This is a genomic window from Hymenobacter coalescens (genome assembly GCF_054783195.1).
On the sequence record NZ_BAAGRA010000019.1, the window covers coordinates 212,108 to 237,434 of the forward strand.

The window sequence follows — 25,327 nt, forward strand, 5'->3', positions numbered from 1 at the left end:
TCACGCAGACCGTTGGCATAAGCCCGGGAGAAGATCAGCGCCGCGCGAGCAGGCGCAGGGTCACGCACGAGTCGGTGCGCACCAGCACCTCGGTCTGGTAGCGCTGCTCCCAGGGCCGGCGTGCCGCCGCGCCGCAGGCTACCACCACCTGCTCGGGCGGCAGCGTGCCGGCTTCGGCGGGCCCGAAGTGGGCTACCTCGTGCCCGTGGGCGTAAGCCGCCGCCGCGCGGTAAAACTCGGGGCTGTCGTTGAACTCGCCGTTGTCGACCACGGCATAGCGCGTGAGGGTGGGTAGCTGCTCGTGCTGCTGACGCAGGTGCCGGCCGTAGAGCAGCGGCGCCTGCTCCCAGCGCCGCTGGTGCAGCTCGCGCAGGCGCGTGAGGCGGTCGGCGTAGGGCCCCGCCACGCACAGCAGCGGGAGCAGCACCAGCACGGCCGGGCGTGGGCGCCAGGCGTAGTGGGCGGCCACGGCCCGGGCGGCCCACACCACGCCGGCGGCGGCCAGTAGGGCCAGCAGCGGGTACACCGGCGCGTCGTACCAGGGCAGCTTGCTGCGGGTAAGAGACAGCACCAGCAGCTGGCTGCCTGCCACGCAGGCTACGCCCCGTAGGTGAGCCGCGCCGGCCGGGGCGCTGGCGGCGGGGCGCCAGGCCAGCCACGCGCCCAGCACGGCTGGCGCCAGCCAGGCGTAAAACTTGTCCTCTGCCAGCCACTTCAGGTAATACCAGAGCGGGCGGTTGTGGCCTTCTAGCTGCTCCACGGCCATGCCCAGCTCGTTGTCGGCCACGCCCTGCAAGTAGCCGGGCGCGGCCGCCTCGCGGATGCCGTACCAGGCCCCCGCCACGGCCACCACGCCCAGCACCGCCAGCCACGGCGCGGGCCGGCGCAGCCGGGGCAATGCGCCCAGCGCGTAGGCGGCCAGCAGCAGGCCTGGCACGGGCAGCAGCGCCGCCACGCCCTTGGTAAGAATGGCCAGCACGTAGCCCAAGCCGGTCAGGGCGGCCCAGCGGCGGCGGCCGCTTTGCAGGTAGTCGATCCAGCTCAGGCTGCCCGCCGTGAGGCAGAGCGTGAGCAGGGCGTCGAAGTCGCCGGAACGGGCCACGTGCAGCGTGGTGAAGCCGCCGGTGGTAACCAAGATTAGCCCGGCCAGCAGCCCGGCCGCCGGGCTGTGCAGCCAGCGCCGGCCGGCCACGTACACCAGCCCCACCGTGAGCAGGGCCGCCAGCGCCGAGGGCAGGCGCAGGGCCAGCTCCGTGGGGCCGAGCAGCCGGAAGCTGGTGGCCAGGGCCCAGAAGTGCAGCGGCGGCTTGCTGTTCCACAGGTCGGGCTCGCCGAGGTAGCGCACCACCAGCCAGTCGTCGCGCAGCAGCATTTCCAGGGCGTTGACGCCGGTGCGCGCTTCGTCCCACTGCTGCGCGGGCAGGCCCCCGAGCTGCCAGAACAACAAAAAACCGGCGGCGCCTGCCAGCAGCAGCGGGGCCACCCAACGCAGTATTCCAGGTCGTGACGCCACGCGGACAGGGTTAAGGTTGGCCGAAGCTACGCGGCGGCGGCCGGATTTAGGGCGGCTGCCGGCCTAGCGGCGGGGGGCGGCCAGAAGTGCGCCAATGGAAGAGAAACGCGCGGCGGTGCTTCGGCCCAACCTTCTACCTTTGCCGCCACCTTTCCCCGAACTCCTTCCACCCGATGAACTTCGACCGCAAAGACTACTCCAACGACGACCTGCTGCGCCTCTACGAAGGCCTCGTGAAGCCGCGCATGATCGAAGAGAAAATGCTCATCCTGCTGCGCCAGGGCAAAGTGAGCAAGTGGTTTTCGGGCATCGGGCAGGAAGCCATTTCGGTGGGCTCCACGCTGGCCCTGCACCCCGACGAGTACATCCTGCCGTTGCACCGCAACCTGGGCGTGTTTACCTGCCGGCAGTTGCCGCTGGACCGCCTCTTCGCGCAGTGGCAGGGTAAGAAAACGGGCTTCACCAAGGGCCGCGACCGGTCGTTCCACTTCGGCACCAATGAGCACCACATCGTGGGCATGATCAGCCACCTGGGCCCGCAGCTGGCCGTGGCCGACGGCATTGCCCTGGCCTCGAAGCTGAACAACGAAGGCAAAGTGACGGTGGTGTATTCAGGCGACGGCGGTGCCTCCGAGGGCGACTTCCACGAGGGCCTGAACGTGGCCGCCGTGTGGCAGCTACCGGTCATCTTCATCGTCGAAAACAACGGCTACGGCCTCTCTACGCCTTCCAACGAGCAGTTCCGCCACGGCTACTTTATCAACAAGGGCCCGGCCTACGGCATCGAGGCCGTGCAGGTGGACGGCAACAACGTGCTGGAAGTGTACGACACGGTGCGCCGCCTCGCCGAGGACCTGCGCCAGAATCCCCGGCCCGTGCTGCTGGAGGCGCTGACCTTCCGCATGCGCGGCCACGAAGAGGCTTCCGGCACCAAGTACGTGCCCCAGGAGCTGTTCGAAGAATGGGCGCAAAAGGACCCGGTCGAGAACTTCGAGCGGTGGCTGGTGGAGCAGGGCGTGCTCGATGAAGAAGCCAAGCAGCGCTACCGCCGCACCATCAAGGACGAAATCGACGAGGCCTGGCGCGTGGTGTTCGACACGCCCGAAGTCACGGTGGACGAGCAGGAAGAAGTGGCCGACATGTACCGCCCCTTCACGCCCGAGGACCGCACCCCCGCCCCGGACGCGCCCAGCACCGAGCGCCGCTACGTCGACGCCATTTCCGACGGGCTGCGCCAGAGCATGGAGCGCTTCCCCGAGCTGGTCTTGATGGGCCAGGACATTGCTGAGTACGGCGGCGTATTCAAGATTACCGAAGGCTTCGTGGCCGAGTTTGGCAAGGCCCGGGTGCGTAACACGCCCCTGTGCGAGTCGGCCATCATCGGCACCGGCCTGGGGCTGAGCATCAAGGGCAAAAAGGCCATGGTGGAAATGCAGTTCGCCGATTTCGTGACCTGTGGCTTCAACCAGATTGTGAACAACCTGGCCAAGAGCCACTACCGCTGGGGCCAGCACGCCGACGTGGTGGTGCGCATGCCCACCGGCGCCGGCTCGGCTGCCGGCCCGTTCCATTCGCAGTCGAACGAAGCGTGGTTTGTGCACACGCCCGGCCTGAAGGTGGTGTACCCCAGCACGCCCTACGACGCCAAGGGCCTGCTCTGCGCCGCCCTCGAAGACCCGAACCCGGTCATCTTCTTCGAGCACAAGATGCTCTACCGCAGCATCTCGGGGCCGGTGCCGAACGACTACTACACCCTGCCGATCGGCCAGGCCCGCCTCGCCCGTGAGGGCTCGGAGCTGAGCATCATCACTTACGGCATGGGCGTGCACTGGGCCGCCAAGCTGGCCGAGGACATGCAGCTCGACTGCGACATTCTCGACCTGCGCACCCTGCTGCCCTGGGACGAAGAAGCCGTACGCCGCACCGTGCAGAAAACCGGCCGCGTCATCCTGCTGCACGAAGACACGCTGACCGGCGGCATCGGCGGCGAAATCGGCGCCTGGATTGCCGAGCACTGCTTCACCTCGCTCGACGCGCCCATTCAGCGCGTGGCCTCGCTTGATACGGCCATTCCTTTCGCGCCCGGGCTGGAGCAGAACTTCCTGGCCGACAACCGGCTGCGGCAGTGCGTGGAAAAGCTGCTGGCGTACTAGGCATGTAGGGCGGGGCCTGGTCGCTTGGGCGTCCGGGCCCCGCCCTGCTAACTTCAGCCTTCGTATTTTCGCCCTGATACCGTTTGGCTTACCCCGCTGCCCTTGTGATTGAAACGCTTCGTTTGCGCCGGCTGAGCTGGCAGCTGCTTGTGCTGGTACTGCTGGCCGGCCCGGTGCTGAGCGGGTGCCGGCTGTTTAAGCCGTACCGCCTGCCCACCCCCACCGGGCCCGTGGTGAAGCAGAAGAAAACCAAGAAGAAGGACCCCAATGCCGTGGAAGCCGCCGACGGTTCCGTCACCGATGCCTCGGCCGATCCGCCCAAGGTGCAGAAAAACAGCTACGACAAAAACGGCCTGCTCAAGAAGCCCAAGCTCAAGCGGCGCCGGCTGAAAAACAAAAGCGGGCAACGCCGTTTCCTGGGCATCACCCTCCCGTTCTGATTTTACCCATTCGTTCCGAAGCTGCGTACAACGATGCGGCGTCAATCCAACTTCTCGCTTATGGTTCGTTCTTCCATGCTGATGCGCGTCATTGCGGCTGGCCTGCTCTGCTGGGGCCTGTCGGCGCTGCCCGCCGCTGCCCAAACCGAGTTTGTGTCGCACAAGCGAGCCGCCCGCAAGTCGCTGAAAGAAGCCAAGAAGTACACCGCGCCCGAAGACCTGCGCCAGAGCCACCTGGTGGTGGAACGCCGCGACCTGCGCCCGGGCGAAACCCCGGCGCGGAACTCCGCCGAGGGCGCCGATGGTTACCGCTTCGACAATACTGGCACGCCCCGTGTGAGCGACCAGAAGATGGTAACCACGGCTCGCAAGGCTAAAAAACAACCCAAAGACACCCCGTAATGCAGTGGACCCCGCTGACCCAGCCCGAGCAACTGGCCGACATCGTGCGCGAATCGGCTGAGCACCCCGTCGTCATCTTCAAGCACAGCACCAGCTGCTCCATCAGTGCCATGGCCAAAACGCGCCTGGAGCGCCAGTGGGCCGACGCGGGCCTCACCAACGTGAAAGCGTACTACCTCGACCTGCTGCGCTACCGCCCCATCTCCAACCAGATTGCCGAGCAGTTCGGCGTGCAGCACCAGTCGCCGCAGCTGCTGCTCATCCAGGAAGGCGCCTGCCGCTACGACGCCTCGCACATGAGCATTCAGCTCGGCGAAGTGAAAAAGAAAGTGGCCGCGTAAGCCTCCCAAAACGCCCCAAAAAGAACGTCATTCCGAGCGCAGCGCTTGGAATGACGTTTGTCTTTTAGGCCCGCCGACGAGCCGCCCAGCTCCGCTGTAACGAAGCGGTTTAGGCTTCGTACGAGAACTGAACCGATTGCCGGATTTCCGGGTTCAGGCTAAGGGCCACCGGGCAGGTGCGCGCAGCGTTTTCGAGCGTGGCGCGTTCTTTGGCCGAAAGTGAGGCGGGCATCTGAAATGCCAGCTCCACTTCGGCGATGCGACGCGGCTCGGCGGCCATGTGCTTGGTCACGCTCCACGTTACGCTGCTCAGGTCCAGGCCCTGCCGCTCCGCCACGATGCCCATGATGGTCATCATGCAGGAGCCCAGGGCGGCACACACCAGGTCGGTGGGCGAAAACGCTTCGCCGCGGCCGTGGTTGTCCACCGGCGCGTCGGTGTGAATGGTGGTGCCCGAAGCCGAGTGCGTGGCTTCGGTGCGCAGCTGGCCGGCGTACCGGGCGGTGGCAGTGCTCATAAAATCAGAAAAACTACAGAAGGATGCGCTCAAATTTACGTACTTTCGGACAGGGCCGCCCCCGGCGGGTGGCCGCGCGTATACTCCCCTCGTTGCCTTTCCCAGCTGCCGTGCGCACGTTCCTGTACTCCGCCTGCTTGCTCACGGCCGCGCTGCTGGTTTCTTCGGCCGCGCAGGCGCAGGAAGCGCAGGATGCTCCCGGCTACGAAAAGGAGTTTACCTACGGCATCAACCTGAACACCAACGCCGGCCTGATCGGCGGGGCGGCCATCCGCTCCACGCGCCGGCTCAACGACGACTGGGCACGCTTCTGGCTGCTGGAGGGCGTGGAAGTGAAAAGCCGCAAGGAACAGCGCGTGCAAAACAACGTCGGCGGCGTGTACGTGCGCGGCAAAACCAACTACCTCTTTGCCCTGCGCCCGAGCGTGGGCGTGCAGCGCACGATTTTCCGCAAGGCGGCGGAGTCGGGCGTAGAGGTTGACGCGCTGCTGGGCGCCGGCCCTTCCATCGGGCTGCTGCTGCCTTACTACATCTACTTCGACTACACCGTGCGCGACCCGCAGGGCGGGCCGTCCACCGAGGACATCCGGGCCGAGCAGTACGACCCCATCAAGCACGACGACGTCAGCAAAATCTACGACCGGGCCCCCATCTTTTCGGGCATCGGCGACGTGAAACCCCGCATCGGCGGCCATTTGCGCGGGGCGCTGAACTTCGAGTACGGCCGCTACCGCGACGCCGTGGCCGGGGTGGAAGCCGGGGTGCTGGTGGAAGCCTACACCAAGCGCCTGGTGACGCTGCAGCTGCGCAACACCCCCGACAGCCAGATCAACGACAACGTTTTTACCTCGGTGTACGTGACGCTATACATCGGCTCGCGCAAGTAAAAATGCGCCACCGGTTTGCCGCCGGCCGGGCTGCCCCTTGCGGCGCCTGGCCGGCGGCTTTCTTTTTGGAGCCCGCAGGAGCGGGTTTGCAACTACCTGTCGGGTCGCGCTGTTTAGCCGGCACCGGCGGCAATTACCTGCCTTGCCACAACCCGCTACCGACTACCTTTGTAGTATGGATACTCTCCTGACCTTACCCGTCATCCAGCCCGAAGCTGCGGCTCCGGCCAAACCGCGCAAGCCCGATTGGCTGCGCGTGAAGCTGCCTGTGGGCCCGGCCTACGCCAACGTGCGCAAGCTGGTCGACGAACACAAGCTGCACACCATCTGCGAATCGGGCAACTGCCCGAACATGGGCGAATGTTGGGGCGCTGGCACGGCCACCTTCATGATCCTGGGCAACGTGTGCACGCGTTCCTGCTCCTTCTGCGCCGTGGCCACGGGTCGCCCTACCGAGTATGACCTCGACGAGCCGCGCCGCGTGGCCGAAGCCATCAAGCTCATGGGCGTCAAGCACGCCGTCATCACCTCCGTCAATCGCGACGAGCTGAAGGACCGGGGCGCCAGCGTGTGGTACGAAACCGTGGTGCAAACCAAGCTGCTTTCGCCCACTACCACCATCGAAACGCTTATTCCGGACGTGAAAGCCAATTGGGCGGCGCTCGACACCATGATTGCCGGCGGCCAGGAAGTGGTTTCGCACAACATGGAAACGGTGGGCAGCCTCTACCGACTCGTGCGCCCGCAGGCCAAGTACGACCGTAGCTTGGAGCAGATCCGCCGCACCAAGGAAGCCGGCAAGCGCACCAAGTCGGGCATCATGCTCGGCCTGGGCGAAACCAAAGACGAGATGTACCAGGCGATGGACGACCTGGCCGCCAACGGCCTCGACATCCTGACGCTGGGCCAGTACCTGCAGCCCACCAAGCGCCACATCGAGGTAGCCGAGTTCATTCACCCCGACCTGTTCGCGCACTACAAGGAAGAAGGCCTGCGCCGCGGTCTGAAGTACGTGGAGAGCGGCCCGCTGGTGCGCAGCTCCTACCACGCCGAGCGCCACGTGAACGTGCCGATCTAAGCGCTGATTGCTCGTGGCAAGCATAAAAAAAGCCCGGCTCCTACGTAGGAGCCGGGCTTTTTGCAGTCAACGCCTTCAAGTTAGCGGCGGGCGGTGTTGTCGGTGGGCGGGTAGGCCTCCAACACACCGGTTACGATGCGGTGAACCTCGGGCTCCGAAATGGTCTGGTTATCCACGGCGGCCTGGCCGTAGCCGCGCCATACCAGCTCTTTGCGCTTGGCATCCACGAAGTCGATGATGACGTTGCCGGCTTTGTAGTCCTGCACCTGGTAGGGCGTGCGCATGCCGTAGCCGTACCAGAAGGGGTAGCCGTAGGCGCCGTAGTAGTTGGGCGAGGTGCGCTGCTTGTCCTCCACGCGGGCGGAGTAAGCCACGTACACATCGGGATTTTTGTCCGCCTTGGTCAGGCCCTTGCGCGTCAGCTCGGCTTCCACCGAACGACGCATGCGCTGATCAAAGAAAGAGTTGTAGCCCTTGGCCGGACCACCCTCGGCATCGGAGGGCTGCTCGGGGTACCACGCCCAGGTTTTGTAGGCGCGAAAGTTCACGGCGTGGTCGAAGTCGGAGGAGACGCCTACGCGCGAAACGGAGGCGCAGCCGGCGGTGCCCAGCAGCAGGGAAAGGCCCACGGCTGCCAGGGCCAACGGACGGGAAAACAATCGGGTGAAACGTTGCATAGTAAGTCTGATTGAGGAAAGCCCAAAAAACGACGCTGCAATACGCTGCGGGGTGTTTCCCAGGGGTACTTAACAAACAGAATTGGCGCCCGGCCCGTTCCCGAGAAGTAGGATTCACGGGAGAGGGTTAGAAAATAATAAGCCAATTTTATTTTGATTAAATGCACTTATCAGCCATATTAGAAGTTGTTTCCTGTTCCCACTCTGCACACCTATGCTGCCTTTAACCTTCGCTACCACGCTGCTGCTTGCGGCCGTTCAGGCTATGCCTGCCCTCGCCCAGATTCCCCCCATTCCCCAAAAGCCCGTGGAGCGCACCACCGGCACGGCTTGCGGCCTGTACGTGCGCCCCAGTACGCAAGCGCCTATGCTTTCCATTGTGGCACCCGGCACCCACGTGCAGGTGCTCGATTCCAGCGCCAACGCGCATTTTGTGCGTGCCGAATTCAGCAAGAACGGCAAGATGCTCTCGGGGTACATGTACCGGGCCTGCCTTGCGGGTAAACCATAGACCGACAATAAAAATCCGGCCTAGGCCTCAGGTATTTCGCTATATTCCCGGCATAATCCACCCTCTATGAACAAACCTGTACTCTTCCTTTCGCTGCTCTTTCTGGCCGCTTGCAGCGCGGCCAAAGACGACGGCAATACCAGCCGCGGCTCCAGCACCCCCGTTGCGCACAACACCGTGGTGGACTGCACGCTTTACGACGGCATGAAAAAAGAATCGGCCCAGCTGATGACCATTGCCTCCGGTACCGAAGTGCAGATCATGGACACAGTGGATCAGTACTTCGTGAAAGTGCGCGCCACCACCGGCGAAAAATCGGAAACCGGCTACATGTACCGCACCTGCTTCAAAGGCAAGCGCTAAGGCGCCTCGTATCCCAACAACCACAACGCCTCTTAATACAAAAAGGCCCGAAACCTGGTGGTTTCGGGCCTTTTTACTGGATGGTGCTTAGTACGACGGCCCTTTGTCCGTCGGCACCAGGTGCTCTTCCTGGTCCACGTACGCCTCAATGGGCGTGCAGGCGCAGATCAGGTTCCGGTCACCGAAGGCCGAGTCGATGCGCGACACGGTGGGCCAGAACTTGAAGCGGCGGGCAAAGTCCGTGGGGTAAGCGGCCTGCTCGCGCGAGTAGGGGCGGGTCCAGTCTTCCTGCAGCAGCACGGCTGCCGTGTGCGGGGCGTGCTTGAGCAGGTTGTCCTTCTGGTCGGCGCGGCCTTCTTCCACCTCGCGGATTTCCTGACGGATGCTGATCATGGCCTCGCAGAAGCGGTCCAGTTCCTCCTTGCTCTCCGACTCGGTGGGCTCCACCATCAGCGTGCCCGCTACCGGGAACGACACGGTGGGCGCGTGGAAACCGTAGTCCATCAGGCGCTTGGCAATGTCCTCGACTTCGATACCAGCCTTCTTGAACTGGCGGCAGTCGAGAATCATCTCGTGGGCGCAACGGCCGTGGGCGCCGGTGTACAGCACGGGGTAGTGCTCCTCCAGGCGGGCCTTGATGTAGTTGGCGTTTAGAATGGCAATCTGCGTAGCAGCCTTCAGGCCTTCTCCACCCATCATGTTGATGTAGGCGTAGGAGATAGGCAGGATGCTGGCCGAGCCCCAGGGAGCCGCCGATACGGCGCCTTCCGTGCGGCCGTCGGCATCCACCACCACGTGGCCGGGCAGGTAAGGCGCCAAGTCGGCTACTACGCCGATGGGGCCTACGCCGGGGCCGCCGCCGCCGTGGGGGATGCAGAAGGTTTTGTGCAGGTTCAGGTGGCACACGTCGGCGCCGATGTTGGCCGGCGAGGTCAGGCCTACCTGGGCGTTCATGTTGGCGCCGTCCATGTACACGCGGCCGCCGTGCTTGTGGATGAGGTTGCAGATGTCGATGATGCTTTCCTCGTACACGCCGTGCGTGCTCGGGTAGGTCACCATCAGGCAGCTCAGCTTATCCGAGTACTGCTCGGCCTTGGCCTGGAGGTCGTCGAGGTCGATTTCGCCTTTCTCGGTGCTTTTCACCACCACCACCTGCATGCCGGCCATGACGGCCGAAGCGGGGTTGGTGCCGTGGGCCGAAGCCGGAATCAGGGCCACGGTGCGGTGATGGTCGCCGCGGGCCTCGTGGTAGGCTTTGATGACCAGCAGGCCGGCGTATTCGCCCTGGGCGCCCGAGTTGGGCTGCAGGCTCACTGCGTCGAAGCCGGTCACTTCGCACAGCCAAGCTTCCAGGTCCTGGAAGATCTGCGCGTAACCCTGCGCCTGCTCGCGTGGGGCGAAGGGGTGAAGCTGGCCGATTTCGGGCCAGGTCACCGGAATCATTTCGGCGGTGGCGTTGAGCTTCATGGTACACGAGCCCAGCGAAATCATCGAGTGCGTCAGCGAGAGGTCCTTGTTCTCCAGCTGCTTCATGTAGCGCAGCAGCTCGTGCTCCGAGTGGTGCGTGTTGAACACCGGGTGCGTCATGAACTCCGAAGTGCGGACCAAGCCCTTGGGCCAGGTCAGCTCGCCCGCGGCGGGTGCCTGCGGGTTTTCCGTCGACGCCGGGGCGGCCTTGCCGAGCACTTTGGCGAAGGCGCACAGGATATCGGCGACATCCGCGGCTTCGGCGTTCTGGTGCAGCGAGATGCCTACGCTGCTCGTGCCGAAATAGCGCAGGTTGATGCCCTGGGCTTCCAGCTCGCCTTTCAGGGCCTGCTGCAGCTCGGTGCTTTCCAGCTTCACCGACACGGTATCGAAGTAGTTTTCCACCAGCAGCTCGGCGCCCAGCTCCTGCAGGCCCGTGGCCAGCTGGCGGGTGAGCAGGTGCACGTTGGCGGCAATCTGCTTCAGGCGCTCGGGGCCGTGGTAGACGGCGTACATGCCGGCGATAACCGACAGCAGCACCTGCGCGGTGCAGATGTTGGAAGTGGCTTTCTCGCGGCGGATGTGCTGCTCGCGGGTCTGCAGGGCCATGCGGTAGGCCTTGTTGCCGGTCGCGTCGATGCTCTGGCCGATGATGCGGCCCGGAATGACGCGCTTGTAGGCGTCCTTGGTGGCGAAGAACCCGGCGTGGGGGCCGCCGTAGCCCATCGGCACACCGAAGCGCTGGGAGTTGCCCACCACGGCGTCGGCGCCCATCTCGCCGGGCGAGGTGAGCAGGGTGAGGGCCAGCAGGTCGGCGGCCACGGCCACGAACTGGCCGCGCCCGTGCGCCTGGGCGATGAAGTCGGTGTAGTCGAACACCTCGCCGTCGGCGGCGGGGTACTGCACGATGGCGCCGAACACGGCCTCGTCGGAGAGGTCGGCCGTGCGGTGGTCGCCCACCAGGAGCTCGATGCCCAGCGGCGTGGCGCGGGTGCGCAGCACGTCGATGGTCTGGGGCAGCACCTGCTCCGAAACGAAGAACTTGGTGGCGTTCTTCTTCTTGGTCAGGCCGTGGAACATGTTCAGGGCCTCGGCGGCGGCGGTGCCTTCGTCCAGCAGGCTGGCGTTGGCAATTTCCAGGCCCGTCAGCTCAATGACCATCGTCTGGTAATTGATCAGGGCCTCGAGGCGGCCCTGGGCAATTTCGGCCTGGTAAGGCGTGTAGGCGGTGTACCAACCCGGGTTTTCCATGATGTTGCGCAGGATAACCGGCGGCATCTGGGTGTCGTGGTAGCCCAGCCCGATAAAGGAGCGGAATACTTGGTTCTGGCCCGCAATCTGCTTGAACTTCTGCAAAAACTGCCGCTCGGTGAGGGCGGCAGGCAGATTCAGCTCGTGCTTGAGGCGGATGCGGGCCGGCACGGTTTCGTTGATCAACTGCTCCACCGACGCGACGCCGATGGTGTGCAACATCTCGGCCACGGCCGCAGCGTCAGGACCGTTGTGACGGTCAACAAACACGTCGGCGGGCTTGAAGGACAACTTCATACAGAAAACGGATGGGTTGGCGGGGAAATGAACCTTGGTAAGTCCCTAACAAAGGTAGGCTGAAAAGGCTTCACGCTTAAACCATTCCGGGGGCAAAAAAGTGCTTGATGGGCACCAGCAGCCGGGCGCGTCGGTACCACGGGGCGGCGGTGGCCGGCACTTTGGCTGAAACCGATAGTTTTGCCTTTCCCCACCCGACTTATTCTCCCATGGCAACCCTCAAGCTCGGCCTTATCCGCGAAGGCAAAATTCCCGTTGACCGCCGCGTGCCGCTCACGCCCAAAAAGTGCGTGGAAGTGCAGCAAACCTGGCCGCAGGTGCAGGTGGTAGCCCAAAGCAGCGACATCCGCAGCTACGCCGACCAGGAATACCGCGACCTGGGCATTGCGGTGCAGGCCGACGTGGCGGACTGCGACATCCTGCTGGGCGTGAAGGAAGTGCCCGTGGAGCAGCTGATTCCCAACAAAACCTACCTGTTTTTCTCGCACACCGTCAAGAAGCAGCCTGCCAACCGCAAGCTGCTGCGCGCCGTGCTCCAGAAGAACATCACGCTGGTCGACTACGAGCTGCTCACCAACCGCGAGGAGCAGCGCGTGGTGGCCTTCGGGCGCTGGGCGGGCATCGTGGGGGCCTACAACGGGCTGCTTACCTACGGCCGCAAGCACGGCCTCTACGAGCTCAAGCCCGCCTACCGCTGCACCGACCTCGACGACATGCAGGAGGAATACTTCAAGGTGAAGGCGCTGCCGCCCATCAAGATTGCCGTGACAGGCTCGGGCCGCGTGGCCAACGGCGCGCTGGAAGTGCTGCGCCAGATGGGCATCCGCCAGGTTAGCGTCTACGACTACTTGTACCTGGATTTCGACGAGCCGGTGTTTGCGCAGCTGCGCTCCTCCGATTACAACGCCCGCCAAGACGGCCGGGTGTGGGACACGCCCAACTTCCACCACCACCCGGAGGAGTACCTCTCCACCTTCGACAAGTTTCTGCCCGTCACCGACCTGCTGATTGCCTGCGCCTACTGGCACCCGCAGGCCCCCAAGCTGTTTACGGAGGAGGACACGCGCCGCGCCAACTTCCGCATCAACACCATTGCTGACGTCACCTGCGACATCGACGGCAGCATCCCGGTCACCAAGCGCAGCACCAGCATCCCCGAGCCGGCGTTCGACTACAACCCCCGCACCGGGGAGCTGGAGCCGGCGTACGCGCACCCGCTTAATATCACGGTCATGGCCGTGGACAACCTGCCCTGCGAGCTGCCCCGCAACGCTTCCCGCGATTTTGGCCGCCAGCTCATCGACAACGTGCTGCCCCACCTGTTCGGCCCCGACCCGGACGGCATCATCGAGCGCGCCACCATTGCCCGCGCCGGTCAGCTGCTGCCGCGCTACGAGTACCTGCGCGACTACGTGGGCACCGACGTGCTGACGCCCGTGCAGTAGAAGCTGCTACCGCTACCGCGCAAAACCGCCCCGAACAAGCGTTCGGAGCGGTTTTGCATTAATAGGAAGAGCCAATTCCAGGCTACACGCCGCGCAGAATCGGGTACTTGGCCCGCACCAGCATGTACAGCCCATAAGCCACCATGCCCAGCGCTACGATGAGCAGCGGGGCGGTTCCCATGGCCCCGAGGAAGTCAAAAGCTCCTTCGGTATCTTGGGCTTCACTGGGGTTGGCGTGGCGGGCGGCCTGCACCAGAAAATACCCCAAAATACCCCACACGATGCCGCGGGCCGTGTAGCCCAGCTGCCCTACGCGGTACACCAGGCGCTGCTGGTCGGCCGGCAGCTGGCTGCTGTTGACGTGCTTGGCAAACGAGCCGGAATACGCCCGGATCAGCTGGTATACCCCGATGCCGATGACGAACAAACCGATGGCCCCCACCAGCCATTGCCCGTAGGACTGCTCCATGAGCGTCGCCACGAAGGACTGCCGGGTATTGCCGCTGCCGCCGTCGGCCGTGGTATTTTCGAAGGCCGCCTTGCCCGCCACGTACGCCAGAATGGCGTAGGCCAGGGCTGAGCCTACGTAGCCGATACGGGTGAAGATGCCCTTGGCGCTGTTGCCCTTGCCCTCGGTGTCGCGGATGGCCTGCACCAGCCGCCACACCACGTAGCCGGCCAGCCCGAAGGCTACCAAGCCCAACAGCCAGCGGCCCATGGGCATGTTTTGCACCGTTTGAAGCACTTGCTGTTTATCGGCGGTGCGGCCGCCACTCAGGCCAGTAGCGGCCATCACGGCCAGAGCCCCGAGGATGCAGTACACCACGCCCTTGGCGGCGAAGCCAAAGCGAGCCAGCGCGCGGATACCGTCAGAGGGTGAGGCTGGCAGGCGGCTGGGAATATGGGAAGTCAGAGTTGCCATGAGAGTAGGTTCGCTAGGTAAACCCTTGGGCATACGCAGCAAACCGCCGCCGGGATTAGCTCAGGAATTCTGGTGGCCAAAAATGCCGCCGGGCCGGTACACCTTGGCGCCCAGGGCACGTAAGGGGCTATTCTCGGGCAGGTCCAACGTCAGGATAGGCTTGTTGTCAAGCGCCTCGCTGCGCAGCAGGCGGTCAAGGTTGCCGCCGGGCTGCAGGTAAGGAATGAAAAACCGATCAGCCAGGTCGGTAATGAGCAGGTTGCGGATGTCGGCCGTGTCCTGGCTGACCACGTGTACGTCGGGTTCGAACGGGGTGACGAAGAGCAGGCGACCGGCGGCCACGGGTGTCTCGTACTCGAAGCGGGTGCTGGGCTGAATGCCCCGTCCCAGGGCATAAATCACCGGCTGGTATTCGCCCTGCAAAAAATAGCGGAGCAGCGCCTGCTCCAGCCGCGAGTGAAAGCCCGATAGGATGCAGTGGCCGCGGTAGCGCTGCTCCATGGCCCACAGGAAAGTCTGACGCTCAATGGCGGCCGGGTAGTCGCGGGAACAGAAGAAGGCTGTTTTGGGCAGCCTGAATATGGCTTTGTTACCCAGCGTGTAAAGCTCCTCCGGGTTGATACGCATAACAGCCACGATGCTAGCCGGCAAGTTAAGCTACGAACAGAGCGCCTGGCACCGTCGACGGCATAAAAAATGCCCCGTAAACCTAGAGATAGGCTACAGGGCATTGACTCGGGCGGTTCAGCCGTGGCTTAGAACGTGCGGTGGAACCAACGCTTGATGTCATCCATCGTTTCTCCGGTTTCTTCTCGCAGGCGGCTATACCACTCGGCTGATCGGCCTTCTTCGTAGGTCAGGTCATCACCGGTGAGGTGGCCCCACTTCTGATGTGGTCTGGCCTTTGATTTCGTTCCAGGTGCTGCGGGCGCGCCATTCGGTGCGGTCCGCGATGCTGTGGCTGTTCAGATCCATGAGCGGCAAACGTCAGGATGGAAGGGGCCGCGTAGGCTGGGAGCCGTAGTTGCCCAGTAGTTTTTTCCGCACTACCCGGCCGCGCAACTCAGGAAAAGCCGTTGCTGAGCGCAATAATCGCCAGGATGAATACGCTGACGAAGGTGACGCCGGTACCAATGCCCCAGCCCGCTGCTGCTTTGCCGATTTTTTTCTGCCGGGCCTGCCGAGCATACCCTTGGTAATAATCCTGGTCACGCAGCAGCTCCGGATGGGGCGCACCGGCCTGCAGCCGCGCTGGTTTCGGCCCACTGGCTCCGATGGCCACGGCTACCCCGGCGCTGGCAGCCAGGCTCAGAGGCGAAAAATGCATGAGGAACGGCGTTACAACCCCCGTACCCAAAGCTCCCCAGAAAACGCCTTTAGAAGGCCGGTAGTGCCGCTTGGCATCGGTGCGGCCCAGTGCGTGGCGCTGCTCGGCGTTGAGGCCCAGCAGTATCGGCGACAACGAATCGGGTGCCGCCGTACGCGCCGAATCGGGTGCCGCTACGCTGTCCATGGGCTGGTCCAGCGCGGCCGCTTCCGGGCTGGGTTCCCAGACCTTTTCGATGTCGGTGAAAGTAGCCTCTACGCTACGGGAAGCAGCCACTGGTAACCCATCAGCAGGCTCGAGGGATAAGCTTGGCAAAGCTGCCGGCGCTACAGCGGCCAGCAAAGGGGCATCCGGCAGGGGGGCTGAGGCTAAGGATTGGGCACTGGCGGACAAGGGCAGCCCAAGCAATAAGAGGTAGACGAAGCGCATGACGGTGGAGGCTGGAAAAGAAGAAGATGGCAGCAACTACCGCAGATAAGCGCGGACCCCCGTTCGAAAAGGTGGTCGATAATGACTTTATATCATGGGCTTGCGTTTCGGCAGTGGGTTATAAGTCAGTTGTTTGTCTGTTTTTCATGTGACGTTATAAATATTTTCATCGAATAGTTATCCAGGCGCTAGGCGTGTAGCTTAGCAGCGCCATGGACGACTTACGCACCACCCTCGCCACTTTCTCGCCCGACGACCGAAAGGAATTCCTGCGTTTTCTGCAGCGCCAGCGCCGCAAGGAAAAGGGGCGCAAAGACGCCCAGCTCTGCGAATTGCTCTGGCACAAGCGCGACTACAGCACCGCCGAGCTGCTGGCGCAGCTGTATCCGCCCAACGAGCCTAACGCCACCGCCTACTACGCCCTGCGTAAGCGCCTGCTGCGGCAGGTGACTGATTTCCTGCTCCTGAAACAGCGCGACCAGGACCTGACCGCCGCCTCCACCGTACGCGGGCAGCTAAGCCTGGCCCAGTACCTATTCGATGCGGGTATTCCGCGGCTGGCCTGGGCTACCCTGCGCAAGGCCGAGAAGCTGGCCAGCCAGAACGAGCAGTACGAGCTGCTCAACACGGTGTACAACCTGCAGATCGAGCACGCCCACGGAGAGCACGCCGAACCGCTCGACGAGATTATCCGGCGGCGCAACCGCAACAAACCCGCCGCCGAAGAGGAAGAGCGCGCGGCCATCGCCTACAGCCTGATGCGCCAGCGTCTGCGTCAGGCCCGTACCCAGGGCCGATCCGGCGTTGCGTTCGACCAGATCATGCAGGACGTGCTGCGCGAGTACGACCTGCAGGACGCCTTTGGCCGGCGCCCCTCGCTGCTGTACCGGCTGCTGTCCATTGCGCGCTCGGCCATGCTGGTGCGCCGGGATTTTGCCTCCTTCGAGCCCTTCGTGCGCCGCTGCTACCACCTGATGGAGAAGCGCCACGGCTTCCAGCCCGCGCACCGCGAGTACCAGCTCGGGCTGCTGTACATGATTGCGCACGCGCTGTACCGCAACCGCCGCTTTACGGAATCGGTGCAGTACCTGGAGCAGCTGCACCAGCTCATGAGCACCGGCCCGCGCAGCCACCACAACGAATTCTTCCCCAAGTACACGTTCCTGCTGGCCGCCAACCTGGCCTTTCTGCGGCGCAACACGGAAAGCATCCGGCTGCTGGAGGAGCTGCTGCGCACCCACTCGCTCACGCCCAACGACCAGCTGACGGCCCGCCTCGGGCTGGGCTTCCACTATTTCGCCGAAGGCCAGTACCAGCGCACGGCCCATACCCTGATGGCCATCGGCCGCACCGACCACTGGTGCGAGGAAAAGATGGGTGTGGAGTGGCTGCTCAACAAAAACCTGGGCGAGCTGCTCACGCAATTGGAAATGGGTAACACCGACGTGGCCACGCACCGCCTGCGGGCCGTGGAGCGCCTCGTGCGCGACCGGTTCGGCAACGATGGCGGCGCCTACCGCTACGTGCTGAGCTACCTGGCCCTGGTGCGCGACATCCTCGACGACCCCGCCGCCGCGAGCCGGCCGGCCTTCGCGGCCCGGGTAGCCGAAATGCCGCGCTTTCTGCCCCTGGAGCGCGAAGACCTGCAGGCCATGAGCTTTTACGCTTGGCTGCGCGCCCGCATGGTGGGCCGGCCCTACTACGACGAGCTGGTGGAGCTGGCCGCCGCGCCGCCCGTAGCAACGCCAATTGTTGCGTAAGCAAAAAGCCCGCTCCGGTAACCGGAGCGGGCTTTTTGCTTACGCGGCCCGAAGGCCGGGAAACTACTGCTTGGGCGTTTCTTCCACTACGCCGTTGGCGGGCTGGTCTTTCACCACAGCCGTGTCGCCCTTCTCCGGGGTCGCAACTTCGGCGGCAGCGTTATCGGCGGCGCCTTCTACGGCGTTGCCAGCGGCATCCACGTTGGCAGCGGCGTCGTTAGCAGCGCTTTCAGTGGTGGCTTCGGCGTTTTCCTGGGTTTTCTCGCTGCACGAGGTGGTGGCGAAAGCGGCGAAGGCGGCCACGGCCAGCAGGGTTTTGAAGGTCATTTTCATGGTCGTAGGTTGTTTTGGTGGATTGAACGACCTTTAATGCCGAAACCGGGCCGAGGTAACCCAAGGGCACCTAACGCGGGCCCGGCGCCGCGCGTACAGGGGCGCTGGCCGGGTGTCGGCCCGCTTGCTACTTCACGCGTGATGCTTATGATTTTGGACCGCCTGTTGCCCATCGCCCTCCTGATGAGTTGCCTGGCTGCCTCTGCGGCGGCCCAAACGGCCAACGACGGATTTCTGCGCCGCAACGGCTCTACGTACATTCTGCGCCACGGCCAGCTGCGCCCGCTCACCCGCGAAGCGCACCTGCCGAACGGCCGCACCGTCACCCCCGATGGCTTCGTGCTGCAAGCCGATGGGCGTCGCGTGGCACTGGTGGAGGGCCAGGGCTGCGATTTGCGCGGCAACCCCGTTGGTAGCCAGCAAGGGGCCGGGGGAACTTGGGCCCTGGCGGCGCGGCCTGCGGTCCGTCCGGGCGAAGTACAGCGGGCGGAGCAAGTGCTACGCCTGTCGCCCGGACAACGCAAAAAGTGGTACCGTTTCTTCAAAAAGCGCGGCCGCAAGCACGACGATTGAGCAGCGGGGACTGTGCCGGTAGGCGCCCAGCCGTGAAGTGCCGGAGCGGGCTGGCCAGCGCCGACGACTACTTCAATCCACCGGCTGACCGTCGGTGCCGATGTAAAAACTGCGGCCGTTCTGACGCACGCGGGCTTGGCCATCGGCAAAGTCCGTGGCTTGCTCGTAGCGGCCAAAGGGCTCTGTGTCGGTGCGTGTGGTGTCCGTTAGGTAGTCGGGCGTGATAAAGGTATAGGCGTCGTTTTTGCGCACCCGGGCCAAGCCATTGCGAAACGGATACGCCTCCTGAAACAAGCGCGGCCGGGCGGGCACGCCCGCATCGGGGCCGCTGATGTAGAACCAGCCGCGCCGGTCGAGCACCGCCGCATAGCCCTCGGCGAAGTCGTAGGCGTTGTAGAAATAGTGACTGAACTCCTGCCCGGCCTCGTCAATAAACGTGTACAGGTCGCCGATGCGCACGCGGGCGTAGCCCTCCGCGTAAGGGTTGAGAGCATCGTAGGCGGGAGGTACCACTTCCTGCCCTGCGTCGTCCACGAAGCCGAACGCGCCGTCGCGCTCCACCACGGCGCGCGCGTTCTGAAAGGGCTGTACCGACGTGTATTGGGCCTTCACCACCGGTTCCCCGTCGCGGGCAAATCCCCAGCGTCCGTCTGCTTCATAAGGTTCCGGCGGGCGTTCCTGGAACACCTGGGTACTCAGCCACAGCATGGCGCCTAGCGCCAGCACACCCCCTAGCGCCAGCCACCCCCAATGGTCTGTAGCCGGCAGGGCACGGCGCCACCGCTCCCGCCCGCGGGGCCAATTGGCCAGCTGCACCTGGCGCCACCACTGCTGCAGCCGCGCTGATAAGGGCTGAGCAGGCGGGGGCGGTTCGGTGGTGCTGGTGGATGGCGCGGCGGGTGGTGCCGCGGCGTGGCGCGGCGCGGAGGCGTGCGGGCTCACGGCGGGGGGCAGGTCGGCGGCACCCTGAAGGCGCTGGATCAGTTGCTCCAGGGTGTTAATTTTCGCGTCCAGGTCCTGGTTGCGGCGTTGCCATTCCTGTTGGGCCGCTCGCAGGCTGGCGTCCTCGGCCGCCTTGGCGCGGCTTTCGGCGGCCAAGCGCGCCTGTAAGTCGGCGGCGTTGGGGGCGGCTTGCTGCTGGGCTTGGGCCAGTTCGGTCCGCAGCTGCGCCATGCTTTGCTCCCGGGCGGATTCGCGGGCTTCGATGGCCTGAATCTGCTCGGCAAGCTGTTGCTGCAAGGCCGCTTGCTCGGCCTCCAGCGCGTGTTTGCGGTCTTCGCCCCGGGCTGCCAGCTCGTAAGTATCGGGCGGCAGTTCGTCCAGGTCGTCGGCGCCCAGCCAGCGCCACAGCTGCCGGGCCGTGTTCTGCACTACCGAACCCAGGCTGGCCGGGGCCTCGTCGTCGGCGAGGCCGGAGGAGGGCGCGGGGTGGGGCAGGGCGGCCGGCAGGGCCTCGGCCAATTGCCGAATGTCGGCCGCCGTCAGTTCAATCTCGGGCGTGGCCAGCTGGGCCACGCGCCGTGGCAGGCGCGCCACGTCGGGCAGCAGCTGCAGTTGCCGGGCCTCCGGGGCGGCGGCCATGCTGGCCTCCACATCGGCATCGAAGCGGAGGGGGCCACCCGCCATCCACAGCCCGGTCACGAAGTGCGGATTGACGGCTTCGGGTGGCAACAGGGGACCTAGCAGCTGCAGCGCGGCGCCGCACTGCGCTTGGAATGTTTGGTAAGGGTTGACGGCGTGGTCGGCCGTTGTCACGGGGCGGCCATCGAGCAGCCAGGGTTGGCTGATAAAGGCCGGAATCCGCAACTGTCCACCTGCACCGGGCTGAAAGAGCAGCAGCGTCAGGCTGTGCGGGCGTACCAGTACGGCGTCGAGCGGCGCACTGCCCCGCAGCGGCAGATTGCCGGCCAGCAGCGCGGGGGCTTCAGCAGGTAAACCGGCGCTCAATGACTGGCGAACGGCATCGAACAAGGCCTGCCGGCTGGCATCGGCAAAAGGAGCAGGAAGGAAAACGTGCAGCATCAAGCGGCAAAAGCGGCGCCCGAAGTCGGCAGCCGGTAGTGGTTTCGGCGTAAAGCGTAGCCGGGCACAAAGGTGAGGAATCGGCGGGAGTGTATACGTACGCAGCGGGCGGGTGCGTTGGGACCAGTGGGGCGAGAACAGATTGGAGGCGGGGGCAAGCTGGTAAGGGCTTGTTTCAATGGTTGTTGAGGCGGCGAAAAATAAAATCAAGCCACGGGCGGCGCACGAAGGCCTGGTGGAGAACTTTCGTTCCGACCGCGCTTCGCGGGGCGCACCAAGACGTTCCCAAGGTCGTAGGGGCAAAATCCAACTACGCACTGCGCTGGTCGCTCCGAAGAATGGGCTGCTCGTGCGCAAGGCGAAAAAGCAGGCTGGGCTGGCGTAAGGCCGCCGCCGACCGGCAACGTGAGGAGTTGGGCCACGGGGCCCTCGGCGGCCACCGGCGTGGCCGCCTCAACTTTTTCACTGCCGCCGAAGTATAGCCCAAGAAGCTACCGCCTTTTCGCCTGACCTTTTCGCCTTTTTCCATGGATTCGCTTACGCCCACCCCTGCACACACGCCCGAGTTTCAGCTGCCGTTGGAAGTAACCGATGGCCAGCACTCCGCGCTGATCGACGACACGCTGGCCCTGCTGGGCGACGGCGTCCCGAACGCCGCAAACCAGTACGGCCTGACCGAAATTGACCGTTGGGCCGAGGTGCTGCGCGCCAGTGAAAAGCCGGGCCTGGCCAAAATCATCAAGGAGCTGCAGAACCTGCGCGAGCAGCTGACCAACCCGGAAAGCGAAGCCCATGACGTGGCCGAAACCCTGGCTCTGCTGGGCGCCGAAACCAGCAAAGTGGCCGATGAGGCCTCGGCTGGCTACGGCCCGCCGCTGGCGCAGCTGGGCAAGCTGCTCATCAAGCTCAGCTCTTCGTTGTCGCGCTAGCATTCAGCATCTTACCCCGCAGCGCAGGGTTGCCCGCCGCGGCCGGAAGCTTCCGGCCGCGGCGGGCAACGTATTTTTGCGGCCATGGCAGCTTCCTCTTCGCCCGATCTGACGCTCTACGACCCGTTTGCCCGCATGCAGCTGGTTGCTCCCCATTGTTTTCTGTGCGGCACGGCCCTAGATCCTGCCCTCAACCACGTACCGGTCTTTGCGCCGTGGCTGCTGGAGCGCTACGGGCTGGCCGCCAAGCCTATTCAGCTACTCGACCAGAGCACCAGCACCTTCGGCGAGCTGACCATTCCCTGCTGCCCGCGCTGCCAGCACACGCATATCGAGCCCTTGGAAGAACGGGTGGCGGTGGCTACGGCCGCCGACCCCGCCGGCCTGCGGGAGCTGGACGACCAAACGCTTTTTCTGTGGCTGGGCAAGATGTTCTACGGCATCTTTGTCAACGAGCTGGCGCGTGAGCAGGAGCCGCTCATCAAGCCCCGCTACCCACTGGCCGAGAACCGTACGCTGTTTAGCCGTTTCCGCTCGTTTTTCCAGGTGCTGCAGGCCCTGCGCGTGCCCATGGAGTACGACGACTTCACGCCCGCCTCGGTCTTTGTGCTGGAAGTAAACGTCGGCCCCGACGAGCCGGCCTTCGCGTACGACGATGACTTGGCCACCATGATGTTCAGCATTCGGCTGGGCAACGTGGTAGTTATCAGCTGCTTGCTCGACAACGACATGCTGCGCCACGTGATGCAGCGCGTGTACGACGACGCCCGCACCCGGCCGCTGCACCCGGTGCAGCTGGCTGAGTTCAAAGCCCGGGTGTACTACGGAGCCTACCTCATCAGCGCCATTCCCGAGTACTTCCCCCGCCCCGTAAAGCCCGGCGACGAGGTGCTCGTCATGGATACATTCCTCGACGACGTGACTGGCTCGATCTTCAACCCCTGGGAGAACATGGCTTACGCTCAAACCCTGGAAGAATTGTGGCTGCCCTGGCAGATCAGCCTGCGGGAAATCCTGCAGGATCCGCGCCAGCCGTTGAGCTACCTCTACGACGCCGACGGCCAACCCCGCACGCTGACGCAGTTTCCAAGTAACCTCAGTGGTTAGGCCTTATTCCTCAAAAGCCCGCCCACCCGTCCGTGTCCAAGTGGGGCACGGGAGAGTGGACGGGCTTCTGAGGAATAAGGCAGGCGCTCAGGTGGATAGCAGCAGCAAAACGCCCGCGGCAAGCAGGTGCGACGCAGAGACTGCGCCGCAGGCAGGGCTGATGCGGGCTGCCGTTGGGTGCAGTCGGAAGGCAATGCGGGGCCCTTCAGCCTTCACTTAGGCTGGTTAGAGCGTCGCAAAAACAGGGCGCACGGCAGCAGGCTTCGGGGCCAGGCGAAGCCGGAGGGAACAGCAAAAAACGAGTAGGCAGGCTTAGGCAGACGAAAAGCCGCCAAGCAACCGGGAAAGAGGCCAGCGAAGTATGCTTAGCCGGCTTGCCACTCCGGCTTCGGGGCTTCACGCTCCGGCACCGGGGTAATGCGGACGTCGGTCCAGCGTCCGTAAAAATCTTCGTGTTTGCCCACGAGCAAGTCGATGCCGTGCTTAAAGCGCCGGTTCATCGTGTCGTGGATAATGTACGTGCCGTCGAGCTCGGCGGAAATGCCGCGGACCCGAACAGAGTCGCCGAAGGCGAAAGGGCCGCCCCACTTTGTCAGCAGGTCGCGCGACAGCGCAATCCACCGGGTTTTGCTTGAAGCGTGCGGGGGGATGCGCGAGTTGTCGGCCGTTACCAGCGGCTCGTCATCCGTTTGGCGGGCATCAGCCATGTAAATCGTGGCCGTGACGCGGTAAGTAGGTAGCTTCTTGGGTGGATGATAGGCTACCGGGGCTGGCGAAGGTTTCACTGTCACCACACGCGGCGCCAGATGCGCGGTGGGCAAGTGCCGGGGAACAAGGGGTTGGGCGGGAAGGAAAAGGTACAGCAGAAAAAGGGCGATAGACATGTCGTTTGGGTTCGTGCACTCCCGCTTTCACCTGGGGAGGTTAAGGTCCGACCGCCGCACGGCCGGGAATCATATGAATGAAGAAGAGGCGAATTGCTCTTGCTTGCCAGAGTCCGAGTTGGTGAAGATATTCATTTGATTTGCTTTAATCATAATTATTGGTGTTAAAATTATATAAATAGCCCTCGGGCGTAGACAAGCGGCCTGCAGGGGTCGTCTAAACGGCTGCCTTTTGGGAAAGGTTCAAATCGGGTGCAGGGGTAGGCAGTCGAACGCGCAGACCTCTGGATGCGTAGGTGCTGGAAATCTTGGTTTTCAGCATTACCAATCCGCTTTTATTTCACTGCCAAATACCCACTAATGATGAGCTTCATTTTCCTGCGCTCCTCGCTCATTGCCGGCTCAGCCGTCATCATACTCGGCAGCTGCAACGCCGATAAGGGGAATGCCTCCACGGACGGAACGCCGGCCGATTCGTCCGCTGCCGCAACGCAGATGCCCACGGCGCCGGCCAATTCGCCCCTGCAGTTGGTAGGCGAGCTGCGCGAGCCGCAGTTTGTGGGCGTGGCCGTGCTGCCCGACAACCGCGTGCTGCTCGTGTCACCGCGTTGGGACTACAACCCAGTAAATCCCATTGCCATTCTCGGCCCCGGTAACTCCGTCAAGCCATACCCCGATGCGGGCTGGTGCACGTGGAACGACTCGGTACGCAACGAGCCCGAAAAGCACTGGATCTGCCCGCAGGCCGCCACCGTGGACAAAAGCGGCATGCTGTGGGTGCTCGACCCGGCTGCGCCCGGATTGAAATACACCGTGCCCGGCGGGCCAAAGCTGGTCAAGATCGACCCCAAGACCAACCAGGTGGTGCAAACCATTCGCTTTGATCAGACGGTGGCGCCGCGCAAGTCTTACCTGAACGATGTGCGCATCGACCTGGATAACAACTACGCCTACATCACCGAATCCAGCCAGGGCGGTCTGGTAGTGGTAGACCTGAAAACGCAAAAGGCCCGGCGGGTACTCACCAACCATCCGTCGGTGAAGGCGGAGGACATTCGGCTGAACGTGGAGGGCAACCCCATGCTCGACCCCACGGACAAGCCCGCCAAACTGCACTCCGATGGTATTGCCCTCAGCCGCGACAACCAGCACCTCTACTACCACGCCGTCACGGGCTATACCCTGTACCGCATCCCGACGGCAGCGCTGCGCAACCCAGGGCTGAGCGAAGCCCAACTGGGGCAGCAGGTCGAAAACTTGGGCAAAACGCCAGCTGCCGACGGTCTGGAAATTGATGCGGCGGGCAATGTGTACATCACGGCCATTGAGCAAAACGCGGTGGTCCGTCGCACCCCCGATGGAAAAATGGAGGAACTGGCGAAGGACCCCCGACTGCAATGGCCGGACACCTACTTCCTGACGCCGGATAACACGCTGTACGTGACGGCCTCCGCCATTCACAAAACTCCTACGTGGAACAAGGGAGTGGGCAAGCAAAACCAACCGTACCGGCTCTTCAAGATGAAGCTTCCCCAGTAACAGCCCACAGCGTTGGCAACTCGAGGCCCGCTCAACTTTGAGCGGGCCTTTGCGTTAGCTTAAGTTTTACTTTGGATGGCTGTACTTCTTACAAGGGGGCGCGGGCGATAGGTGATTTGCGTTCATGTTGAAAGTGAGCGATATTTGTGCATGCGAATAT

24 protein-coding genes are annotated in these 25,327 nt (G+C 63.9%); 14 read left to right on the forward strand and 10 right to left on the reverse strand.

Annotation, left to right across the window (positions count from 1 at the left end; translation table 11 throughout):
• Positions 1–34: 34 nt before the first annotated feature.
• Positions 35–1,513, reverse strand: a complete 1,479-nt coding sequence (locus ACYVKQ_RS17370) for an ArnT family glycosyltransferase (protein ID WP_460676617.1) — start codon at positions 1,511–1,513, stop codon at positions 35–37.
• Between the two features lie 173 nt (positions 1,514–1,686).
• Here ACYVKQ_RS17370 and ACYVKQ_RS17375 point away from each other — a divergent pair, with 173 nt between their 5' ends.
• The 4 genes from ACYVKQ_RS17375 to ytxJ all read left to right on the forward strand — a co-directional run bounded on the left by ACYVKQ_RS17375 (position 1,687) and on the right by ytxJ (position 4,849).
• Positions 1,687–3,666, forward strand: a complete 1,980-nt coding sequence (locus ACYVKQ_RS17375) for an alpha-ketoacid dehydrogenase subunit alpha/beta (protein WP_460676618.1) — start codon at positions 1,687–1,689, stop codon at positions 3,664–3,666.
• A 104-nt stretch (positions 3,667–3,770) separates the two neighbouring features.
• Complete coding sequence (locus ACYVKQ_RS17380; protein WP_460676619.1) at positions 3,771–4,106, forward strand: hypothetical protein; 336 nt, start codon at positions 3,771–3,773, stop codon at positions 4,104–4,106.
• Positions 4,107–4,166: 60 nt separating this feature from the next.
• A complete protein-coding gene (locus tag ACYVKQ_RS17385; RefSeq protein ID WP_460676620.1) occupies positions 4,167–4,508 on the forward strand; it encodes a hypothetical protein in 342 nt (113 codons plus the stop codon).
• A complete protein-coding gene (gene ytxJ, locus ACYVKQ_RS17390) occupies positions 4,508–4,849 on the forward strand; it encodes a bacillithiol system redox-active protein YtxJ (RefSeq protein WP_460676621.1) in 342 nt (113 codons plus the stop codon). Before ACYVKQ_RS17385 ends, ytxJ begins: the two co-directional genes overlap by 1 nt.
• 109 nt (positions 4,850–4,958) lie before the next feature.
• On the opposite strand, the gene ACYVKQ_RS17395 is transcribed toward ytxJ, so the two are convergent.
• Positions 4,959–5,366, reverse strand: a complete 408-nt coding sequence (locus tag ACYVKQ_RS17395) for an OsmC family protein (protein WP_460676622.1) — start codon at positions 5,364–5,366, stop codon at positions 4,959–4,961.
• 110 nt (positions 5,367–5,476) lie between these two features.
• Here ACYVKQ_RS17395 and ACYVKQ_RS17400 point away from each other — a divergent pair, with 110 nt between their 5' ends.
• Positions 5,477–6,253 carry a hypothetical protein gene (locus tag ACYVKQ_RS17400; RefSeq protein ID WP_460676623.1) on the forward strand — a complete coding sequence of 259 codons (777 nt, stop codon included), beginning with the start codon at positions 5,477–5,479 and terminating at the stop codon, positions 6,251–6,253.
• A 175-nt stretch (positions 6,254–6,428) separates the two neighbouring features.
• Complete coding sequence (lipA, locus tag ACYVKQ_RS17405; RefSeq protein ID WP_460676624.1) at positions 6,429–7,331, forward strand: lipoyl synthase; 903 nt, start codon at positions 6,429–6,431, stop codon at positions 7,329–7,331.
• Positions 7,332–7,411: 80 nt separating this feature from the next.
• Here the strand turns inward: lipA and ACYVKQ_RS17410 are convergent, their stop codons facing one another.
• Positions 7,412–8,008 (reverse strand): DUF4136 domain-containing protein, encoded by a 597-nt coding sequence (locus ACYVKQ_RS17410; protein ID WP_460676625.1) that lies wholly within the window; start codon positions 8,006–8,008, stop codon positions 7,412–7,414.
• Positions 8,009–8,222: 214 nt separating this feature from the next.
• On the opposite strand from ACYVKQ_RS17410, the gene ACYVKQ_RS17415 reads away from it, so the two are divergent.
• Positions 8,223–8,519, forward strand: a complete 297-nt coding sequence (locus tag ACYVKQ_RS17415) for an SH3 domain-containing protein (RefSeq protein ID WP_460676626.1) — start codon at positions 8,223–8,225, stop codon at positions 8,517–8,519.
• A 66-nt stretch (positions 8,520–8,585) separates the two neighbouring features.
• The gene (locus tag ACYVKQ_RS17420) at positions 8,586–8,882 is read left to right on the forward strand and encodes an SH3 domain-containing protein (protein WP_460676627.1); all 297 of its coding nucleotides are present in this window, start codon (positions 8,586–8,588) and stop codon (positions 8,880–8,882) included.
• A gap of 87 nt (positions 8,883–8,969) precedes the next feature.
• Here ACYVKQ_RS17420 and gcvP read toward each other — a convergent pair whose 3' ends face one another.
• Positions 8,970–11,897, reverse strand: coding sequence for an aminomethyl-transferring glycine dehydrogenase (gene gcvP, locus ACYVKQ_RS17425; RefSeq protein WP_460676628.1), 2,928 nt, complete (start codon positions 11,895–11,897; stop codon positions 8,970–8,972).
• Positions 11,898–12,106: 209 nt separating this feature from the next.
• Between gcvP and ACYVKQ_RS17430 the strand changes: the two genes are divergently transcribed.
• On the forward strand, positions 12,107–13,342 hold the full coding sequence (locus tag ACYVKQ_RS17430) for an NAD(P)-dependent oxidoreductase (RefSeq protein WP_460676629.1): 1,236 nt from the start codon (positions 12,107–12,109) through the stop codon (positions 13,340–13,342).
• 82 nt (positions 13,343–13,424) lie between these two features.
• On the opposite strand, the gene ACYVKQ_RS17435 is transcribed toward ACYVKQ_RS17430, so the two are convergent.
• The 3 genes from ACYVKQ_RS17435 to ACYVKQ_RS17445 form a co-directional block, all read right to left on the reverse strand.
• A complete protein-coding gene (locus ACYVKQ_RS17435; protein WP_460676630.1) occupies positions 13,425–14,264 on the reverse strand; it encodes a DUF1206 domain-containing protein in 840 nt (279 codons plus the stop codon).
• Positions 14,265–14,324: 60 nt separating this feature from the next.
• The gene (locus tag ACYVKQ_RS17440; RefSeq protein ID WP_460676631.1) at positions 14,325–14,891 is read right to left on the reverse strand and encodes a hypothetical protein; all 567 of its coding nucleotides are present in this window, start codon (positions 14,889–14,891) and stop codon (positions 14,325–14,327) included.
• 436 nt (positions 14,892–15,327) lie between these two features.
• Positions 15,328–16,020 carry a hypothetical protein gene (locus ACYVKQ_RS17445; RefSeq protein WP_460676632.1) on the reverse strand — a complete coding sequence of 231 codons (693 nt, stop codon included), beginning with the start codon at positions 16,018–16,020 and terminating at the stop codon, positions 15,328–15,330.
• Positions 16,021–16,232: 212 nt separating this feature from the next.
• Between ACYVKQ_RS17445 and ACYVKQ_RS17450 the strand changes: the two genes are divergently transcribed.
• A complete protein-coding gene (locus ACYVKQ_RS17450) occupies positions 16,233–17,780 on the forward strand; it encodes a tetratricopeptide repeat protein (RefSeq protein ID WP_460676633.1) in 1,548 nt (515 codons plus the stop codon).
• A 63-nt stretch (positions 17,781–17,843) separates the two neighbouring features.
• Here the strand turns inward: ACYVKQ_RS17450 and ACYVKQ_RS17455 are convergent, their stop codons facing one another.
• Entirely contained in the window at positions 17,844–18,113 is a 270-nt protein-coding gene (locus ACYVKQ_RS17455; protein WP_460676634.1) for a hypothetical protein, read from the reverse strand.
• Positions 18,114–18,254: 141 nt separating this feature from the next.
• Between ACYVKQ_RS17455 and ACYVKQ_RS17460 the strand changes: the two genes are divergently transcribed.
• Positions 18,255–18,686 carry a DUF6799 domain-containing protein gene (locus ACYVKQ_RS17460; protein ID WP_460676635.1) on the forward strand — a complete coding sequence of 144 codons (432 nt, stop codon included), beginning with the start codon at positions 18,255–18,257 and terminating at the stop codon, positions 18,684–18,686.
• 72 nt (positions 18,687–18,758) lie between these two features.
• Here the strand turns inward: ACYVKQ_RS17460 and ACYVKQ_RS17465 are convergent, their stop codons facing one another.
• Complete coding sequence (locus ACYVKQ_RS17465) at positions 18,759–20,708, reverse strand: WG repeat-containing protein (protein WP_460676636.1); 1,950 nt, start codon at positions 20,706–20,708, stop codon at positions 18,759–18,761.
• A gap of 527 nt (positions 20,709–21,235) precedes the next feature.
• On the opposite strand from ACYVKQ_RS17465, the gene ACYVKQ_RS17470 reads away from it, so the two are divergent.
• Both ACYVKQ_RS17470 and ACYVKQ_RS17475 read left to right on the forward strand, forming a co-directional pair.
• Positions 21,236–21,637, forward strand: coding sequence for a hypothetical protein (locus tag ACYVKQ_RS17470; RefSeq protein ID WP_460676637.1), 402 nt, complete (start codon positions 21,236–21,238; stop codon positions 21,635–21,637).
• 84 nt (positions 21,638–21,721) lie between these two features.
• Positions 21,722–22,744 (forward strand): hypothetical protein, encoded by a 1,023-nt coding sequence (locus ACYVKQ_RS17475; protein WP_460676638.1) that lies wholly within the window; start codon positions 21,722–21,724, stop codon positions 22,742–22,744.
• A 365-nt stretch (positions 22,745–23,109) separates the two neighbouring features.
• On the opposite strand, the gene ACYVKQ_RS17480 is transcribed toward ACYVKQ_RS17475, so the two are convergent.
• Positions 23,110–23,628 carry a hypothetical protein gene (locus tag ACYVKQ_RS17480; RefSeq protein WP_460676639.1) on the reverse strand — a complete coding sequence of 173 codons (519 nt, stop codon included), beginning with the start codon at positions 23,626–23,628 and terminating at the stop codon, positions 23,110–23,112.
• A 360-nt stretch (positions 23,629–23,988) separates the two neighbouring features.
• Here ACYVKQ_RS17480 and ACYVKQ_RS17485 point away from each other — a divergent pair, with 360 nt between their 5' ends.
• The gene (locus ACYVKQ_RS17485; RefSeq protein ID WP_460676640.1) at positions 23,989–25,167 is read left to right on the forward strand and encodes an L-dopachrome tautomerase-related protein; all 1,179 of its coding nucleotides are present in this window, start codon (positions 23,989–23,991) and stop codon (positions 25,165–25,167) included.
• Positions 25,168–25,327 lie beyond the last annotated feature (160 nt).

Coding starts and splice junctions, on each gene's coding strand:
- ACYVKQ_RS17375 (WP_460676618.1), top strand. CDS start 1,687: ATGAACTTCGACCGCAAAGACTACTCCAACGACGACCTGCTGCGCCTC.
- ACYVKQ_RS17385 (WP_460676620.1), top strand. CDS start 4,167: ATGGTTCGTTCTTCCATGCTGATGCGCGTCATTGCGGCTGGCCTGCTC.
- ytxJ (WP_460676621.1), top strand. CDS start 4,508: ATGCAGTGGACCCCGCTGACCCAGCCCGAGCAACTGGCCGACATCGTG.
- ACYVKQ_RS17395 (WP_460676622.1), bottom strand. CDS start 5,366: ATGAGCACTGCCACCGCCCGGTACGCCGGCCAGCTGCGCACCGAAGCC.
- lipA (WP_460676624.1), top strand. CDS start 6,429: ATGGATACTCTCCTGACCTTACCCGTCATCCAGCCCGAAGCTGCGGCT.
- ACYVKQ_RS17410 (WP_460676625.1), bottom strand. CDS start 8,008: ATGCAACGTTTCACCCGATTGTTTTCCCGTCCGTTGGCCCTGGCAGCC.
- ACYVKQ_RS17415 (WP_460676626.1), top strand. CDS start 8,223: ATGCTGCCTTTAACCTTCGCTACCACGCTGCTGCTTGCGGCCGTTCAG.
- ACYVKQ_RS17420 (WP_460676627.1), top strand. CDS start 8,586: ATGAACAAACCTGTACTCTTCCTTTCGCTGCTCTTTCTGGCCGCTTGC.
- gcvP (WP_460676628.1), bottom strand. CDS start 11,897: ATGAAGTTGTCCTTCAAGCCCGCCGACGTGTTTGTTGACCGTCACAAC.
- ACYVKQ_RS17430 (WP_460676629.1), top strand. CDS start 12,107: ATGGCAACCCTCAAGCTCGGCCTTATCCGCGAAGGCAAAATTCCCGTT.
- ACYVKQ_RS17435 (WP_460676630.1), bottom strand. CDS start 14,264: ATGGCAACTCTGACTTCCCATATTCCCAGCCGCCTGCCAGCCTCACCC.
- ACYVKQ_RS17440 (WP_460676631.1), bottom strand. CDS start 14,891: ATGCGTATCAACCCGGAGGAGCTTTACACGCTGGGTAACAAAGCCATA.
- ACYVKQ_RS17445 (WP_460676632.1), bottom strand. CDS start 16,020: ATGCGCTTCGTCTACCTCTTATTGCTTGGGCTGCCCTTGTCCGCCAGT.
- ACYVKQ_RS17450 (WP_460676633.1), top strand. CDS start 16,233: ATGGACGACTTACGCACCACCCTCGCCACTTTCTCGCCCGACGACCGA.
- ACYVKQ_RS17455 (WP_460676634.1), bottom strand. CDS start 18,113: ATGAAAATGACCTTCAAAACCCTGCTGGCCGTGGCCGCCTTCGCCGCT.
- ACYVKQ_RS17460 (WP_460676635.1), top strand. CDS start 18,255: ATGCTTATGATTTTGGACCGCCTGTTGCCCATCGCCCTCCTGATGAGT.
- ACYVKQ_RS17465 (WP_460676636.1), bottom strand. CDS start 20,708: ATGCTGCACGTTTTCCTTCCTGCTCCTTTTGCCGATGCCAGCCGGCAG.
- ACYVKQ_RS17470 (WP_460676637.1), top strand. CDS start 21,236: ATGGATTCGCTTACGCCCACCCCTGCACACACGCCCGAGTTTCAGCTG.
- ACYVKQ_RS17475 (WP_460676638.1), top strand. CDS start 21,722: ATGGCAGCTTCCTCTTCGCCCGATCTGACGCTCTACGACCCGTTTGCC.
- ACYVKQ_RS17480 (WP_460676639.1), bottom strand. CDS start 23,628: ATGTCTATCGCCCTTTTTCTGCTGTACCTTTTCCTTCCCGCCCAACCC.
- ACYVKQ_RS17485 (WP_460676640.1), top strand. CDS start 23,989: ATGATGAGCTTCATTTTCCTGCGCTCCTCGCTCATTGCCGGCTCAGCC.